Below are 15,711 nucleotides of genomic sequence, written 5' to 3'. Positions count from 1 at the left end.
AATTAAATAATTTTCTTTAAAAAAGAAAGTTGCACTACAGGAAAAAAGGCACGTTGATGAGAAATAATTCTCCGGTTACACAAAAAGAGTATGACATCCCCAGTAATTACATCCTTGTTTCAGAAACCGATTTACAAGGCAATATTATTTTTGCAAACCAGGAGTTTATTGAAGTCAGCGGCTTTACTTGGGAGGAATTAAAAGGACAACCGCACAATCTTATTCGTCACCCAGACGTGCCTGAAAAAGTCTTTGAAGACTTGTGGTGTACTTTAAAGAAAGGTCGCCCGTGGCACCAATTGGTAAAAAATCGTTGTAAAAATGGTGACCATTATTGGGTTGAGGCGAATATTGCACCGGTTTTCCAGAATGGCAAGATTGTTGGTTATAAGTCGATTCGAAACCCGATCAGTCAAAAAGAAGTGGCCGCAGCAGAAAATGCTTATGGCTTAATTCGTAAAGGCAAGCGTTTGATTAAAAATGGTGTGGTGATGGCACCTTTCTCTCAAAAACTCGCACGCCTGAGTCCTTTACCGCAAAAAAGTATTTTAGGTAAAACGATTATTCCGTTGATTGTGATGGCAATCATCTTGAGTGCAGCGTTGCAGATATATTTACAGAATGTTGCCGATAATCTTTACTCTGGTGCGGTCAAGGATCGCCAAGAACTGCTGCTTAAAAATCTTGATTCGGAAATTGCAAGTCAAAGCCAAATTGCATTGACGAATGCGGTTGGGATTGCTGGGAACTCAGCGGTGATTTATGGGTTGTACGACCATCAGGATACTGTGCTGTGGCAGATCGTTAAAGTTAACTATGAACAGTATGTCAAGCGCGCCAATATGCCGGGCATAGGGCTCGCTATTTTTGATGCGAACTTAAAAAAAGTAGCCAACAGTGGGGTTAATGTGGATGTCGAATCCATTCCGGCAGAGACTCAAACCAAAGTTCATTTTCAAAAAGAGGGAGGCTATGTTCAAGCCCAGGTTCCCGTTCCTTATGGCGATAAAATAATTGGGTTAGTGGTGGTGAGTCTGCCGTTAACACAGGTTGCTAACTTAGAAAAAGAATCCAAACATGGCTACGCTGCTTTAACCTTTGAAAAAGGGCAGTTTGAATTGACAGAAAGTTTTAAAACATCCCCGATCAAGCAATTGTTAAAAGATACGAATAAACAGCGTTTGACCAGCCAAGGTTATACGGTTGTGGACAATACATTATTGGTGTTGGGAAAAATTAAACATGGTGACCAATTGGTCGGTGCGCATTTGATCTCAGAGCCGATGGTCATTCTGGATAAGCTATTAAGTGACACTTACTTTATGATTTATGTGTCGCAAATTGCCATGACGGGCGGCTTTATTCTTTTGTTGATTCAAGTGTACTGGCGTATGCGTAGTTTTGTATTAAAACCATTGCAATCATTGACGCAAAAGCTTTTAAGAGCTTCGAAAGAAGGAAGTTTGTCGGTTCGTGCCGATGTGGAGAACCAAGACGAAATAGGGCGTATGGCGACAAACTTTAATTTGTACGTGACCTCGGTTCAGCAATTAATGATTGGGGTTTCTGATATGGTGTCTGCCTTGTCGAAAGGGGATTTAGATCATCGTTATAACGACGATGCAAAAGGCGACCTGAATATCTTAAAAACCGACGTCAATATGTCAGCTGACAAGATTAAAGATGTCATCTCTGAGCTGGAACGTGCGATTCATTGTATTAAGGAAGCCACGTACGATTTTGAGTCACAAACCAAATTTGAGGGCGATTTTTCCGTAATGGTTTCTGATCTGCAAAATGCGATGCAGGTTACGCATGAAGCGGTCAGGGGAATTAATTCGACCATGAAAGATATTGCAGCTGGTGAGTTCTCGAGTCGTTTGAATGCAAATTTGATGGGAGAGCTAGATGCTTTGAAAATCAATATCAACCATTCATTAGATCAGTTAGAAGACGGTATCACCGAAACGGTCAATGTGATTGTTGCACAATCGAAAGGGGATTTGACCCAGCGCGTTGAAGGCGACTATCAAGGTAAATTAAATGTGATGAAAGACGCCTTGAATGCTTCTTTGGATAATGTCAGTGGCGCTGTGTCTGGTTTAATGTTGTCCTCTCAAACGGTGAGTGATGCCTCGAGTCAAATTGCATCAGGCAGTCAGGATTTATCGGATCGTATCCAACAACAAGCTTCAACTTTGCAAGAGACGGTTAATTCAATGGAATCGATTACGCATACGGTTCGCAAGAATGCCGAAAGTGCCAAAGAAGCCTCGGATTTAGCTTCTGAAGCAAAAAAACAGGCGGATAGTGGCGCAGAAGTGATGTCACAAACCATGAACTCGATGCAAGAACTCTCTGAGTCCAGTCAAAAAATTTCCGATATTATTGGGTTGATTGACTCCATTGCTTTCCAAACCAATTTGTTGGCATTGAATGCGGCTGTAGAGGCGGCAAGAGCGGGTGAGCAGGGGCGAGGGTTTGCTGTGGTGGCCGGTGAAGTGCGTACCTTGGCAGGTAAATCAGCAGAAGCTGCCAAAGAAATTCGTAGTTTGATTGAAACAAGTGTGGGCCAAGTCGGGCATAGTGAAAGTTTGGTTGAAAAATCAGAACAGGAATTCTCATCTATTCTGAATATGATTTTACAAATGGATCGTTTTATTTCAGATATTGCACAGGCAAACAACGAGCAAACGCAAAGTATCGAAGAAATTAATGAAGCGGTTGAAGACATGGATGGTGTGACTCAACAGAATGCTGCACTGGTTGAAGAAACCGCACATGCAGCAGATATGCTCAGAGGAGAATCTGAAGAAATGCGCAGTCAGGTGGCTTATTTCCAGGTCAAATCATTAACCAATAGTAATAGATTGGCCGCGCCCAAAAAAACAGCAGTGGCTGCGTTGCCCAATACGACTAATCAAAACAGGTAAATGAAGATGTCCTTTCTGACAAAAGGTGTATTTTCAAGCTTGGCTGTTTTGATAGCGCTAGCCGCGACGGGCTGCTCCAAAAATGTCAAAATTCAAGTGTTGGAGCCAGCGCAGATTGATCGTGCTGCCCAGACGAAGCAAATTGCCGTTTCAGATTTCAAAGAAGATACGGTTGGACTGTCTGGCAAAATAGAAGCGCTTTTGGCGAAGCAAACCTTGAATGGACAGACCTACTTTACAACGATCAGTCGTGATGAAATAACGCGTATTTTAGATGAACAAAAGCTGCAATACAGTGGCGTTGTAAATGACACCAAGCTAGTTGAGGCCGGAGAGATTCTAGGTGCGCAAGCGTTTATTTCTGGTGAAGTGGTTTCCGCATCCATCAAAGATAACCGCCATTATGAAAAGCGCACACAATGCGTGGATGATAAATGTAAAGAAATCAGATCCTATCGGGTGTTTTGTATTACCCGAACCATTGATTTAAGTGCCAATATTAAAATGACCGACGTAAGTAAGGCAGACATTATTTACGCAGATGCTTTCTCAAAAAGCCAACAGTGGAAACACTGTCAAGATGATCGTAACAGCTTACCTTCCAAGTCTGATGGCTTAGGCAGACTGGCGAATCAGGTTGCGAATGAATTTGTGTACCAACTGACCCCACATTATACAACGCTGAGCGTCTCGCTACTGGATGACCCTGATTTGGACTATACCGCTAAACAGGAAAAAACATTAGAGGTTGCGATTGAGTATATCGAAGCTGGGCGTTTGGATAAAGCAGAGCGTTTATTAGGCACGTTATTAACATCAACTCAAAACCAGTCTTATGTTGCCGCTTATAATCTAGGGGTGGTAAAAGAAGCACAAGGTGAACTGGAAGATGCCAAGCGACTTTATTTAATGGCCGATCAGCTTCAGCAAGAACCGGTTGATGAGATTAATCAAGCCGTGGTTCGTATTGATCAAGTTATGCTTAAACGCGAAAAAGCGTTATCACAAATTTCTCAATAAAGGGCGCAGGATGAAATACTGGAGTATGTTCTTGCTGGTGTTACTGTTAAGCGCCTGTAGCTCTCAAAGTACCAAACCATTGTCGACTGCTGAAAAGCCAGTGCCTGATTGGTTTTTAACCTTACCGAGTGATGATTCTGGCCGCGCACTATATGGGGCTGGAGAAGGTGATTCGCGAAAGGCAGCGATTCATGCTGCTTTGGTGGATATGGCCTCTCAACTGACTATTCATGTAGCCTCCAACTTTGAAACCCAATTGAACGTTAAAGAGTCGACTTATACTCTCGTTGACCGCACCACACAAAAACAGCTTCGTTCTCGGGTTTCAGAGATTGCAATCCAAGACTATCAGGTGATTGAAGTTGAACAACTGGCTTATGGTAAGTATGTGGCGCTGGTAGAAGTGAACCGGATGACGCTGTTTGATGATTTAAATGCTCAAGTACAACAGCAAATGTCTTTATTGCAGACCGCTGAACAGACTCACTCCGGCAGTAGTGTATTAATACAGTATCTGTTTTATAAAAAAAGTTTGGATTCATTAAAGAAATTTGAGCAGACGATTCGGCTTTTAGAAACCTTAAATCCGGCCTTTTCAACTCAGCCCTATCGTGAATTTTTAACACATTATCAGCGCCGGTCAGTTGAATTAAAATCTCAAATTCAATGGGTTATTGAAACGGATCGTCAGAGCCAGAAATGGGAAGCCTTAATTCAACATGCATTGAGTCAAGAAGGGTTTCAAGTGAGGCATTTAACAGAATCGAATCAGGCATCCGTTATCCGTTTAAGCACGAACCTAAATCAATCTAAAGCCTATGGGTTTTATATTGCACGAGTGGTCTTAGATATTGAAGTGTTGAGCCAGAGCGTATCTGTTGGTGGCAATCAAATTCATTTAAAAGGACAAGCGGTTAAAAGTTTAGATCAAGCGTTAAACCAGGTTGCCAGAAAGTTACAAAAACAGCTGGATCAACAAGGGTTGAACCAGCTAATCGGATTAAAGCTGCTTTAAACGTTAAAGTGATTTTGTTTGCTTCGCGAACTCATCTAGGCTGATTTCTACTAACCCATCGCGGTTTCGGCTTGGTCCTTTAACCACTTCAGGTGCTGCCCATGCATGACCGTGAATGACTTCATAGGTTGCGGGAATCAATCCATTTTGCCGTTGCCTATCATAGGCTTCCAGCATTTGAGTAAAGCGTTGTTTTCCCATTAGACCATGCTGTCGGTCTGTGCTGGCATTGGTTGCGCCAATCGCTTTTAAATCTTTCAGAACCCCGATGGGTTTTTGGTAAGTGAGTGTAAAGTGCTCCACATCCATCACCGGTTGACCAAATCCATTTCGAATCAAGGCATCGCCAATATCATGCATATCAATAAAGGTATTAACGTGTTCCTGCCCATCCACTTCTGACCAGGCCTGGCGCAACTCTTTCAAAGTGTCCGGCCCAAAAGTGGTCAGCATTAATAAACCTTCTGGTTTTAACACTCGACGGAATTCTTGAAATACGGCATCTAAATCATCGCACCATTGCAACATCAAATTAGTCACAATTAAGTCGACAGAGTCATCAGCGAGCGGAATATTATTCGCATCCGCGTTGATGAGCTGAGCTCGAGGGGTCGTCAAACCAAGTACCTTTGATAAAAATTGAGGGAGCCCTTTCCAGATAGTTGGACTCAGGTTTGAGTAAGCTTTTTCAAGCATATTATGAGACAGGTCGAGCCCAATCACCTTGGCTTTGGGGTAACGCTGTACCAGTTGACTGGTTAGGATGCCTGTACCTGCTCCGACATCTAAAATGGTTTTCGGTTCAATGATGACTAAATCTAACCGTTCATCCACATGTTCTGCGACTTGTTTCTGTAAAACGGCGGCTTCGTCGTAACTGACGGCCGCATGGTCGAAATGTTTTTGAATATGAGGTCGGCTAAATTTTTGCATATCTTAAGAGGTCGCTTTGTAAGGGTGCGCTTGAAGGAATTGGATCAGTTGTTGTGCTGTTTCAGTTGGATGTGAAAAAAATGGCATATGACTCGCACCAGAAACAATACTGGTTTGGCCATCAGGTTGAAGCTTAGCAAGGTCTTCTATTAATTGCTGAGGAATTAAAGGGTCATGTTCACCCAGTAACCATAAAGTCGGCTGTTGCAACTGTAGCAGTAAATCTCGGTTATCAATATCGCGCAGTAGATATAGACCTTGTAATAATCCTGAATAATGCGGCAAACTTCGGTGGCTCATGTGTTGCGTGAGTTTTTTCATTAAAGGACGCGCATTCTCGGATCCTTGTAATTGCAATCGCCAGAATTGTTTTAGTACCCCGCCATATTCAACGCCCATTGCTTTGATGAAATCCGCTAGCAATGGCGGACTGACAGCCCATTTCCACCCATCATTTTGCACAAACCGAGGGGTTGAGGCGAGACAGGTTAATGTTTTGATTTTTTCAGGAAATTGCTCGGCCAGTTGTTGAGCGAGCAACCCCCCTAATGACCAGCCTAACAAATGGGTTTGTGCAGGCAATTGAGCAGCTAAGGCATCAAGCCAAGCTGGATTGAGCGCTTCTTGGGTCAACTCTTCAAAGTGGGGGCTGCTGCCGAAGCCAGGTAACTCAATTAGAATGACTTCGTAATAAGGGCAAAGCGTTTCCTTTGCCCAATCATCCCAGATTGAATTTTCTGCCGCCCAGCCGTGAATCAGGGTCAAGTTTTCGACTTGTTCAGGTGGAAGGTTGCCTTGGTAAGACAAAATGTCAGTATGCAGGGTGATTTTTTTCATGGCGCTATTTTACGTGTTTGATGAAGGAAAATCATCTTGGCACCGAGCTAAAGCGTGTAATAATTTTTTTATGTGTGCGTCGGTATGGGCTGCGGACAGCGTGACACGAAGTCTGGCGGTGTTTTTCGGAACGGTTGGCGGGCGAATTGCAGTCACCCACAGGCCTTGTTTTTTTAAAAAGTCGGACCAGAGAACGGCTTGTTCGCTGCTACCTAACATAATCGGCTGGATGGCACTGTCTGACGGCCACAGGGTTAAGCCAAGCTGGGTTGCGCCCGTTTGAAATTGTTGGATATTACGTCTTAACTGTTCGCGTTCGGCATCGGCTTGTTGAACCTGTTTTAGAGCAGTCCGAGCGACTCTGGCATTGATAGGGGGCATGGCCGTGGTATAAATGTATGGACGTGCCATTTGAATCAAGGTTTCGATGAGAACCTCACTGCCTGCGACAAAAGCACCTGAGGCACCAAAGGCTTTGCCGAGCGTCCCCATGATAATGGTGTTTTCATCTGGCGTTAAGTTGAAGTGAGCGAGTGTCCCTTTACCTTGTTCTCCCAAAGGACCAAAACCATGGGCATCATCCAAAAACAGCCAGGCCTGGTAGGTTTTGGCTAATGCTTGAATGGTTTGTAAAGGGGCACAATCTCCATCCATACTGAACACGCCATCGGTCACAATCAAACATTGACGGTTTTCCTGTTGTGCTTTTTGTAAGCGTTTTTCCAATGCGGTCATGTCTAAATGTGGGTAGCGTTTAAGGTCGGCTTCAGAGTAGCGGGCGCCATCAACCAGAGAGGCGTGGTTCAGTTTGTCGGCAAGAATCCAGTCTCCCTTTTGCATAAGCGTTTGTTGGATCGCTAAATTGGCCATATAACCAGTTGAAAACAGTAACGCACGTTCACAACCTAACCAGTCGGCCAGTTCATCTTCCAGCAGGTGGTGCTCCAAATGGTGCCCAGTCACTAAATGCGCCGCCCCAGATCCATAACTGAGGTCTTGTATCGTCTCACAGCTGTGTTTGAGTGCTGGATGATTGGCTAAGCCCAGATAATCGTTAGAGGAAAAGTTAATGACCTGTAAGCCATTGATTTGCATTTCTGCAGTTTGCGGTGAGGTAACCAATGGTCGGCGGCGATAGAGGGATTCAGCTTCCCGCTTTGCTAAAATGGGGGCAAAACGGTTTTCGATAGACTCAATCGCCATATAAAAAGACTATACGCTCGATTAAGCGGTGAGTTCAGTGGTTTGTTCAGCGAGTTTCTTTGCAGCGGCTTCGACTTTAGCATTTTGCTGCATTTGAATCCCTAACTTAGCGAATAACTGCTCATCATGGTCTGCTTCAGGGTTCTCAGTGGTCAACAGCTTGTCACCATAGAAGATCGAGTTGGCACCTGCCAGAAAGCACAACGCTTGCGCTTCATCGGTCAATTCCATTCGTCCAGCAGACAAGCGGACATAGGTTTGTGGCATCACGATGCGTGCTGTCGCAATGACTCGGATAAACTCGAAAGAATCGGTTTTGTCTTTCATATGCGCTAAAGGCGTCCCTTCAACTGGCACCAATAAGTTAATCGGAACCGAGTTGGGATGATGGCGCATGGTTCCGAACGTGCGAATCAGTTCGGCACGGTCTTTGTGTTGTTCGCCCATGCCGATAATACCACCAGAACAGACGTTGATACCCGCTTCTTGCACTTTATCAATCGTATTCAGACGGTCTTGGTAGCTTCGAGTGGTAATGATTTTTGGGTAGAAAGCTTCTGACGTATCCAGGTTGTGGTTATAGTAATCTAGCCCCGCATCTTTCAATTGCTTGACCTGGTCGTCATTCAGCATGCCGAGGGTCAGGCAGGTTTCCAGCCCCAAATCTTTAACAACGCGTACCATTTCCAATACACGCGGAAAATCTTTTTTAGTTGGGTTTCGCCAAGCGGCCCCCATACACAGACGAGTGGCGCCTTTTTCTTTGGCTGCCATCGCTTGTTCGATGACTTCTTGCACTTCCATCATCTGTTCTTTTTCAATTTCTGTCTGGTTGCGAGCACTTTGAGAACAATAAGCGCAGTCTTCTGCACAGCCGCCGGATTTAATGTTAACCAAAGTGCTGGTTTGGACTTCATTGGGATTAAAATGTTGACGATGAACCGTTTGTGCTTGAAACATCAAGTCGTTAAACGGTTGATTCATAATGTCTTTAATCTCTTCGAGAGTCCAATCGTTGCGTACGTCACCCAGTGCCATATCTTCTTTCCATTATTGCATTTCGTTACGTTATTATAGCTTATTTAGCCAGTGAACTATCTTAAGAAATATGAACCGATTTGAAAAGTGGTTGTTTCCACCGGTCTGCACGTTAACCGACCAAAAAGGTCAATCGGTGGATTTGGCTCCGGAGTTGCTGCAAAAAATGACCCGGCCTGCCCAGTGCTGTCCTGTTTGTGCGGAAAAGATGCCGGTGGCACAAGTCTGCGGTAGTTGCTTGGTCAATCCACCGGCTTTTTACCGAACTCAGGCGGCATTTTATTATGAGAGTGTGGCGCAGGATTTAATCCATGCGCTAAAATTTCAACAACAACTTTATGTCAGTCGATTATTGGCTGAGTTGTGGGTCGATAACCTGGAGATTGATACGGTTGAGGCCATTATTCCCGTACCGTTACACGCCTCTCGTTTATTGGAGCGGGGGTTTAATCAGTCGTTGGAATTGGCCAAACAGGTTTCAAAAATGACAGGGATTCCGGTTTTACCGACCGTGGTACATCGACTGAAAGCAACGTCCTCCCAAGCGATGTTGAATGCGCAGGCGAGACAGCAAAATGTGAAGGGCGCTTTTTCATTGAACCAGCGTTCGTTTGATGAACTGGCAAAGGTTAAGGAAGTGGCTTTATTAGATGATGTGATGACCACTGGCGCGACACTTAATCAGCTGGCCTTAACTTTAAAACGAGCTTATCCACACTTGAAAATTCAAGCTTGGGTCGTTGCCAAAGCCACTAGTAAAATGATTTAACGGCCTTTAATGGCTCGAATCCATTTCCATAAATTAAACAAACTGGATAACGATGCTGCAACATAGGTCATGGCACAGGCTCGTAAAATTTTATGCGCTTTCTTAAGATCATTGTTCGAAAGATAATTGCCTTCTTTTAAAAGGGGGAGCGCACGCTTATAGCTGGCATCGAACTCAACGGGCAAGCTTGATAAATGAATCATGACGGGAACTCCCATCGCGATAAAACCTGCAGCAAAGGTCACCAATCCAATCATCGGGGTATGGAGTAAAGGGATTAAAACGGGCGTGATCATTAACGCAATTCCGCTGAATTTTTGCATCCATTGCGAGCGTTCGATCATAACGGTTCTTTGTCTTAAGGGGTCGTATCCTGTTTTATCTTGCAAGGCATGTCCAATTTCATGGGCAACGGTGGTGATGGCGGTCAAGGAGTTGGAGTGATAATTTTCAGCGGAAATACGCACCACCTTTTCAATGGGGTCGTAATGGTCGCCTGAAGGCGTTTCCTCCAAAGTAATCGGCAATTCATATTTGTTAATTAAATGTTCTGCAAATTGAGCACCTGTGCCAGGAATATCAGGGTGCGGACGACTGTATTTTTTGAGGATATGATTCGTCCATAAATTGGGTAAAGAGGTGATCGCAAATAAAACGATAAACCCAATGATTAATAACCCCATTATTCAATCGACCTTTTCTGTTGAATGAAAACAATCCCATGCAGCGGCATAGCTGGCATACGCTAAAGGATAGCGTTGCAATTCGTCTTGAGAGTGTGCCAGATGTGTTGAGTTTCCGCAATCTAAAATCGCTGTGGGGCTGGGAAGGGCATCGTCTTCCATGGCCCACATTCCCTGTTGCCCTGGCAATGTCGGTGCATCACTATAATGCCAGCCTTGCGGGCTTAAAAATTTGCTTTTCGCTTGTTGCTGCAGTCTCTGAATGTTTTTTTGCAAAGTCTTGTCTTTTGTCTGTTTCTGCCAGTCTTTCAGTCCTTGGATGACAAAAGCATAGTCTTGAATATTGGCTTCACCCATTGGCTGGTTATTAAGTGAAAAAGCACGAGGCGGGTTGGTTTGAAATGCGCTGATGAGCCGCTGCGACAACGATTGCGCTTTTCTTTGAATCTCTTTTAAGTGTGCCGGATCAAATTGATAAGCAGCTGCGTAGGCCGATAACATTAAGCCATTCCAGCCGAGAATGCTTTTGGTATCGGTTGGAATGGTGTCTGGACTGACTTTCAGCTTTGTTTGAATGCTCTGCCAAAATTGCTGAGTGGGCTTAGGATGCCAGCCCGCATCATAAGGCGCAGGTTTGTCGAGTTGCCATTCTTTTTTAACACCCTGATATTCTTTCGGGGCAAGCTGATCTTTGAGCGCTTTTTGTGTCCATAGATAGTCACCGCCCTCTATATGATTTTTATCAATGGCAGACTGGCTGCCCCTAAATAACTGTGTTTTTGGATTCCATAGATGGGTTTCAGCATATTTCAGGGTTTGTCTTGCCGTCTCGATATAATCATTTCTATGCCATTCATTACCCGCTTGATAGTACAACTTAGCCAATAAAGCTTGAGTGTAAAGCATTTTTTCAAAATGAGGGGTCTGCCATTCCGGATCTACGGTATAACGATAAAAGCCGCCATTTACATGGTCAAATAAATGTTCGGATTGCATTTGATCCAAGGTTAACAAAAGCCAGTCAGAGATAATCTCTGGACGGCTTGCTTGGTTAAGGGTGGTTTGTAGCATCGCGGTATTCGGAAATTTATTACTGGCTTTTAAGCCCCCACTGAGTTGGTCAGCCTGATAGGAAAGTTGCTGGTTGAACCGCTGAATAAAAGCGGTCTGTGTTAAATTGAATGGCTGTTTTTGCACAGGTTTAGGTAATGAAACTGCTTTTTTGGCTGCTTGTCTAATTTGCGCAGGTGACTGATTCCATAGCGCAACAATACGTTTTAAAGTGGTCAGAAGTTGAGCTTTAGGCTGGTAAACAAAAGCAAAAAAAGGATAGCCTTCCGGAGTCAAAATAACGTGTTGTGGCCAGCCGGCATGTCCGGCCGCTTTTTTTGCAAACTGAATGAGGTATTGATCAATATCAGGCGATAGTTCTCGGTCTATTTTGACAGAGATGAAATGTTGATTCAGGTAGGCAGCAATGGTTGGGTCTTGGTAATTTTCCTGTTGCATGACATGGCACCAATGACAGGAAAAATAGCCACTGGAAAGAAAGATTAACTGATTGGTTTGTTGGGCGGTTTTGAGTACAGAAGGTTGCCATAGCTGCCAATTTACAGGATCTTGACCATGCATTGCTAAATAAGGTGAGGGGTGTTGATTTAACGCATTTTTGGAAGAAAAATCAGGTTGGGCAGAGACGGTAAGCGGAAATAGGCAATAAAAAAAAGCAAATAAAATAGCGTTAAAAACCGCCAGGCCTGGCAGTTTTTGAATATTATTTATCCGATTTCGTAGAGGTGTCTGACGATTCGTTTTGAGTTGAGTCGGAAGGAGATTGGTCATCTTCTTTTTTCGCCTCTTCATTTTTAGCGTCTTTTTCAGCTTGTTCTGCTTCTTTACGCTTTTTATATTCCTGCTCTAAAATAGAAAATTCAGAATCAATTTCATCAAACGTTTTATCCCAGTCTTCATCATCTTCAAGCTGGTCGGCATAACGATTATCGAAATCTTCCTCTGCTATTGCATAAGGATCGGTTTCCTCTGACTTTGATGAAGTCGCCTGATTAGATTGACCGGAAGCTGTTGGCTTTTGTTTCGGGGCAGTTTCATCTTCTTCCTCCAATTCATCCTCTTCTTTTTGACGGCGCGCTTTTAAAACGGCTTTTCCCACAATAATGCCGGTTTCATACAGCAACCACATGGGAATGGCCAACAAGGTTTGAGAAACGATATCAGGCGGTGTTAACAGCATGCCGATGACAAAGGCCCCTACGACCACGTAAGGGCGGGCATGGGAGAGTTTTTGTGGGGAGGCCATGCGCGTTAAAATCAACAGCACCACGACAATGGGAACCTCAAAGGCAATCCCAAAGGCGAAGAACATTTTAATGACGAAATCTAAATATAGAGAGATGTCAGTCGCAACCGTAACGCCTTCCGGTGCAGCAGTGGATAAGAAGCCGAATACGAGTGGGAACACAACATAATAAGCAAAGGCCCCCCCGGCATAAAACAAGAAAGAACTGAAGAACAGTAAAGGGCCTACCAGTTGCTTTTCATGGTGATAGAGTGCGGGCGCGATGAAAGACCAGACTTGGAACAATAAAAATGGCATGGCCAAATAAATAGCCAACACCAAACTTAACTTGAAAGGCGTTAAGAAAGGCGATGCCACACCTGTCGCAATCATGCTGGTGCCTTCAGGCAGGAAGCGTGACAGAGGTTCCGAAATGTAAAGATATAGGTCGTTCGCAAAAGGGAATAAAATAACGAACAATATCAATATCGCCAGAATACCCTTAGTAACCGAGTTTCTAAACTCTAACAGGTGTTGAACCAGTGTCATTTCCTGGTCATTTGGCGGAATTGCACTCTGACTCATGGCTTGCTTGAACTTTCTGGTGTTGATTCAGAAGACATCGAAGCATCGGATTTGTCGGTTTTAGCCGGTGTTTTGTTGCTTTCTTCCGGTGTCGATGGTATTTCAGATTCTTCGTCTGTTGGAAGTTTAGGCTGTGCAGGGGCTTTATTAAATTGCGTGCCTGAGAATGCAGTCGGTTCTTCTGAGGTAAAAGGGCGGGAGATTTCCTGATCGATACCAAACTCATCTTGAATTTTAGAAAAGTCATCTTGCAGCGTTTCGCTGACGCTTTCAAGGTTTCTTTTCTCTTCTTCAATATTCATTGAATTTTGTAAATCCCGCACGGTCTCAGTGATTTCACTGTTTTCTTTCATGGAGTTGATAAACCGTTTGGTTTTTCCCATGAATTGCCCGATTTTTCGGGCCACTTCTGGCATACGCTCAGGGCCGATGACGATGAGTGCGATGACCAAAATGACGATGATTTCTAAAAAACCAATATCAAACATCTAGCGTATGCCTTTAATTTAAGTAGAAGTGAAGGGTGTGAAAGCGTTCTTACGCTTTATCTTTTGTTTCTGGTTTTTCTTCTGCTTTTTGCTCAGCCTTTACATCAAAAACGTTTTCATCGTCTTTTTGTTCCAGTTTTTGCTCGGCAGTTTTTTCTTCATCTTTTTTCTCTTCGTCTGAAACAGCTTTCTTGAAGCCTTTGATTGCACCACCTAAATCAGACCCAACGTTCTTTAATCTTTTTGCTCCAAACAATACTAAAACGATTGCAAGGATGATTAATAATTGCCAAATGCTAATGCCCATTTTTTTGTTTCTCCAGTAAAAAGGGTGATCCTTTTATAAAATGACCGCTAATAATAGCAGAATTTTAGTGTATTTTTCAAATAGCTTGAACGGTTTAAAAACCATTCGATTTCAAAAATTTGGTTTCTATTTAAATTAAATTAATTTCCGAGCAAGTGAATGTGGACATGAAAGACTTCTTGGCCTCCTGATTCACCCGTATTGATTTGTGTTTTAAAGCCATCTAACCCTTGTGATTGAGCCAGTTGCGGTAATAATAACATCATGTGTCCCATGACATCTTTATCTTCTGGGGCAAGGTCAAATAGGGTGGCAATCGGTTTTTTGGGAATCACCAATAGGTGCACTCTCGCTTTCGGGTTGATGTCATTAATGACGATACACTTTTCATCTTCGTAGACAATTTCTGACGGGATTTCACGATCGATGATTTTACTAAAAATGCTTTTCTCAGGTGTCATGGTATTTTCCTGTATTTTATTATTATGAATCGTTTTTTGAACGGTTCGCTTTTTCTTCATGGCCGGATAGACCAAATCGTTTTTGTAATTCATTGGTGATGTCGGTGCTGGACAACCCTTGGTGAGACAGTAGAATTAAAGTATGAAACCAAAGGTCGGTCACTTCATAAACCAGGTTGTCGTTGTTTTTAGTGTACTCAGCATCTTTTGCTGCCATCACGGTTTCGGTGGCTTCTTCACCCACTTTTTTTAAGATTTTATCCAAGCCTTTTTCATACAGGCTGGCAACATAAGAAGTTTCAGGGGAGTCTGCTTTCCGAGCATCTAGGATTTTGTCTAATTGTAATAAAATATCATTGCTCATAGTCGAACCTCAATTCCTTCTTTTTGCATGGCCTGTTTGGCCTCTTGTACGGTGTGCTGCCCAAAGTGGAAAATGCTAGCGGCTAAAACAGCTTCTGCATGACCTTGTGTGATGCCATCGCATAAGTCTGAAAGTTCGCCAACGCCTCCTGAGGCAATGACAGGAATTTTAACACTGTCAGCAATGGTGCGTGTTAACGCCAGATCAAACCCGCTTTTTGTTCCATCTTTGTCCATGCTGGTGACCAGCAGCTCTCCAGCGCCAAGCGTTTCCATTTTTTTGGCCCATTCAATGGCGTCAATTCCCGTTTCTTTACGGCCTCCGTGGGTGAATATTTCCCACTTATCAGGCTCATTTTCTATACTAACTTTTTTAGCATCAATGGCAACCACGATACACTGTGAGCCGAAAGTATCACAGGCTTCTTTGACAAAAGCTGGGTTGAAGATGGCTGCAGAGTTAATCGCTACTTTATCAGCGCCCGCATTCAGCATGGTACGAACATCTTCAACAGAGCGAATACCGCCACCAACAGTTAAGGGGATGAAAACTTGACTGGCCACTTCTTCTACCACATGGACAATGGTGCCACGGTCATGCGCGGTCGCCGTAATGTCAAGAAAAGTAATTTCGTCTGCCCCTTGTTCGTCATAGCGCTTTGCTACTTCGATAGGGTTGCCTGCATCACGGATGTCGACAAACTGAACGCCTTTAACAACTCGCCCATTATCGACATCTAAGCAGGGAATGATTCGTTTCGCTAAACTCATATTGAATTC

At 43.7% G+C, this 15,711-nt stretch carries 16 protein-coding genes; 4 read left to right on the top strand and 12 right to left on the bottom strand.

The window, feature by feature from the left end:
• Positions 1 to 56 precede the first annotated feature (56 nt).
• Genes P8629_RS00190 through P8629_RS00180 form a run of 3 tightly spaced genes read left to right on the top strand, consistent with a single transcriptional unit; the run spans position 57 to position 4,968 of the window.
• Entirely contained in the window at positions 57 to 2,933 is a 2,877-nt protein-coding gene (locus P8629_RS00190) for a methyl-accepting chemotaxis protein (protein WP_278163340.1), read from the top strand.
• Between the two features lie 6 nt (positions 2,934 to 2,939).
• Positions 2,940 to 3,953 carry a CsgG/HfaB family protein gene (locus P8629_RS00185; RefSeq protein ID WP_278163337.1) on the top strand — a complete coding sequence of 338 codons (1,014 nt, stop codon included), beginning with the start codon at positions 2,940 to 2,942 and terminating at the stop codon, positions 3,951 to 3,953.
• Positions 3,954 to 3,963: 10 nt separating this feature from the next.
• Positions 3,964 to 4,968 (top strand): LPP20 family lipoprotein, encoded by a 1,005-nt coding sequence (locus tag P8629_RS00180; protein ID WP_278163335.1) that lies wholly within the window; start codon positions 3,964 to 3,966, stop codon positions 4,966 to 4,968.
• Positions 4,969 to 4,971: 3 nt separating this feature from the next.
• Here the strand turns inward: P8629_RS00180 and bioC are convergent, their stop codons facing one another.
• From bioC to bioB, 4 genes are read right to left on the bottom strand one after another with little or no spacing between them, the layout of a single operon-like run.
• Positions 4,972 to 5,901 carry a malonyl-ACP O-methyltransferase BioC gene (gene bioC, locus P8629_RS00175; protein ID WP_278163333.1) on the bottom strand — a complete coding sequence of 310 codons (930 nt, stop codon included), beginning with the start codon at positions 5,899 to 5,901 and terminating at the stop codon, positions 4,972 to 4,974.
• Between the two features lie 3 nt (positions 5,902 to 5,904).
• Complete coding sequence (gene bioH, locus P8629_RS00170; RefSeq protein WP_278163331.1) at positions 5,905 to 6,738, bottom strand: pimeloyl-ACP methyl ester esterase BioH; 834 nt, start codon at positions 6,736 to 6,738, stop codon at positions 5,905 to 5,907.
• A gap of 9 nt (positions 6,739 to 6,747) precedes the next feature.
• Positions 6,748 to 7,941, bottom strand: a complete 1,194-nt coding sequence (gene bioF, locus P8629_RS00165) for an 8-amino-7-oxononanoate synthase (protein ID WP_278163329.1) — start codon at positions 7,939 to 7,941, stop codon at positions 6,748 to 6,750.
• Between the two features lie 21 nt (positions 7,942 to 7,962).
• Positions 7,963 to 8,979 carry a biotin synthase BioB gene (gene bioB, locus P8629_RS00160; protein WP_278163327.1) on the bottom strand — a complete coding sequence of 339 codons (1,017 nt, stop codon included), beginning with the start codon at positions 8,977 to 8,979 and terminating at the stop codon, positions 7,963 to 7,965.
• Positions 8,980 to 9,049: 70 nt separating this feature from the next.
• Here bioB and P8629_RS00155 point away from each other — a divergent pair, with 70 nt between their 5' ends.
• A complete protein-coding gene (locus tag P8629_RS00155; RefSeq protein WP_278163325.1) occupies positions 9,050 to 9,748 on the top strand; it encodes a ComF family protein in 699 nt (232 codons plus the stop codon).
• Here the strand turns inward: P8629_RS00155 and P8629_RS00150 are convergent.
• The 8 genes from P8629_RS00150 to hisF all read right to left on the bottom strand — a co-directional run bounded on the left by P8629_RS00150 (position 9,745) and on the right by hisF (position 15,702).
• A complete protein-coding gene (locus P8629_RS00150) occupies positions 9,745 to 10,431 on the bottom strand; it encodes a zinc metallopeptidase (RefSeq protein WP_278163324.1) in 687 nt (228 codons plus the stop codon). The two genes, P8629_RS00155 and P8629_RS00150, sit on opposite strands and share 4 nt — an antisense overlap.
• A gap of 3 nt (positions 10,432 to 10,434) precedes the next feature.
• Complete coding sequence (locus P8629_RS00145) at positions 10,435 to 12,273, bottom strand: thioredoxin domain-containing protein (protein ID WP_278163322.1); 1,839 nt, start codon at positions 12,271 to 12,273, stop codon at positions 10,435 to 10,437.
• Positions 12,206 to 13,312 carry a twin-arginine translocase subunit TatC gene (gene tatC, locus P8629_RS00140; protein WP_278163320.1) on the bottom strand — a complete coding sequence of 369 codons (1,107 nt, stop codon included), beginning with the start codon at positions 13,310 to 13,312 and terminating at the stop codon, positions 12,206 to 12,208. The genes P8629_RS00145 and tatC overlap by 68 nt, the downstream gene beginning before the upstream one ends.
• Entirely contained in the window at positions 13,309 to 13,800 is a 492-nt protein-coding gene (gene tatB / locus P8629_RS00135; protein WP_278163318.1) for a Sec-independent protein translocase protein TatB, read from the bottom strand. The genes tatC and tatB overlap by 4 nt, the downstream gene beginning before the upstream one ends.
• Positions 13,801 to 13,849: 49 nt before the next feature.
• A complete protein-coding gene (locus P8629_RS00130; protein WP_278163316.1) occupies positions 13,850 to 14,107 on the bottom strand; it encodes a Sec-independent protein translocase subunit TatA in 258 nt (85 codons plus the stop codon).
• Positions 14,108 to 14,247: 140 nt separating this feature from the next.
• Entirely contained in the window at positions 14,248 to 14,568 is a 321-nt protein-coding gene (locus P8629_RS00125; RefSeq protein ID WP_278163315.1) for a histidine triad nucleotide-binding protein, read from the bottom strand.
• A gap of 22 nt (positions 14,569 to 14,590) precedes the next feature.
• Entirely contained in the window at positions 14,591 to 14,932 is a 342-nt protein-coding gene (locus P8629_RS00120; protein WP_278163312.1) for a phosphoribosyl-ATP diphosphatase, read from the bottom strand.
• Positions 14,929 to 15,702, bottom strand: coding sequence for an imidazole glycerol phosphate synthase subunit HisF (gene hisF / locus P8629_RS00115; RefSeq protein WP_278163310.1), 774 nt, complete (start codon positions 15,700 to 15,702; stop codon positions 14,929 to 14,931). The genes P8629_RS00120 and hisF overlap by 4 nt, the downstream gene beginning before the upstream one ends.
• Between the last annotated feature and the right edge of the window lie 9 nt (positions 15,703 to 15,711).

The organism is Hydrogenovibrio sp. 3SP14C1 (assembly GCF_029625905.1).
In the GTDB taxonomy this organism is placed as follows: domain Bacteria; phylum Pseudomonadota; class Gammaproteobacteria; order Thiomicrospirales; family Thiomicrospiraceae; genus Hydrogenovibrio.
Note: the sequence above shows the minus strand (reverse complement) of the source record. Positions and strands in the feature narration are given on the sequence as shown.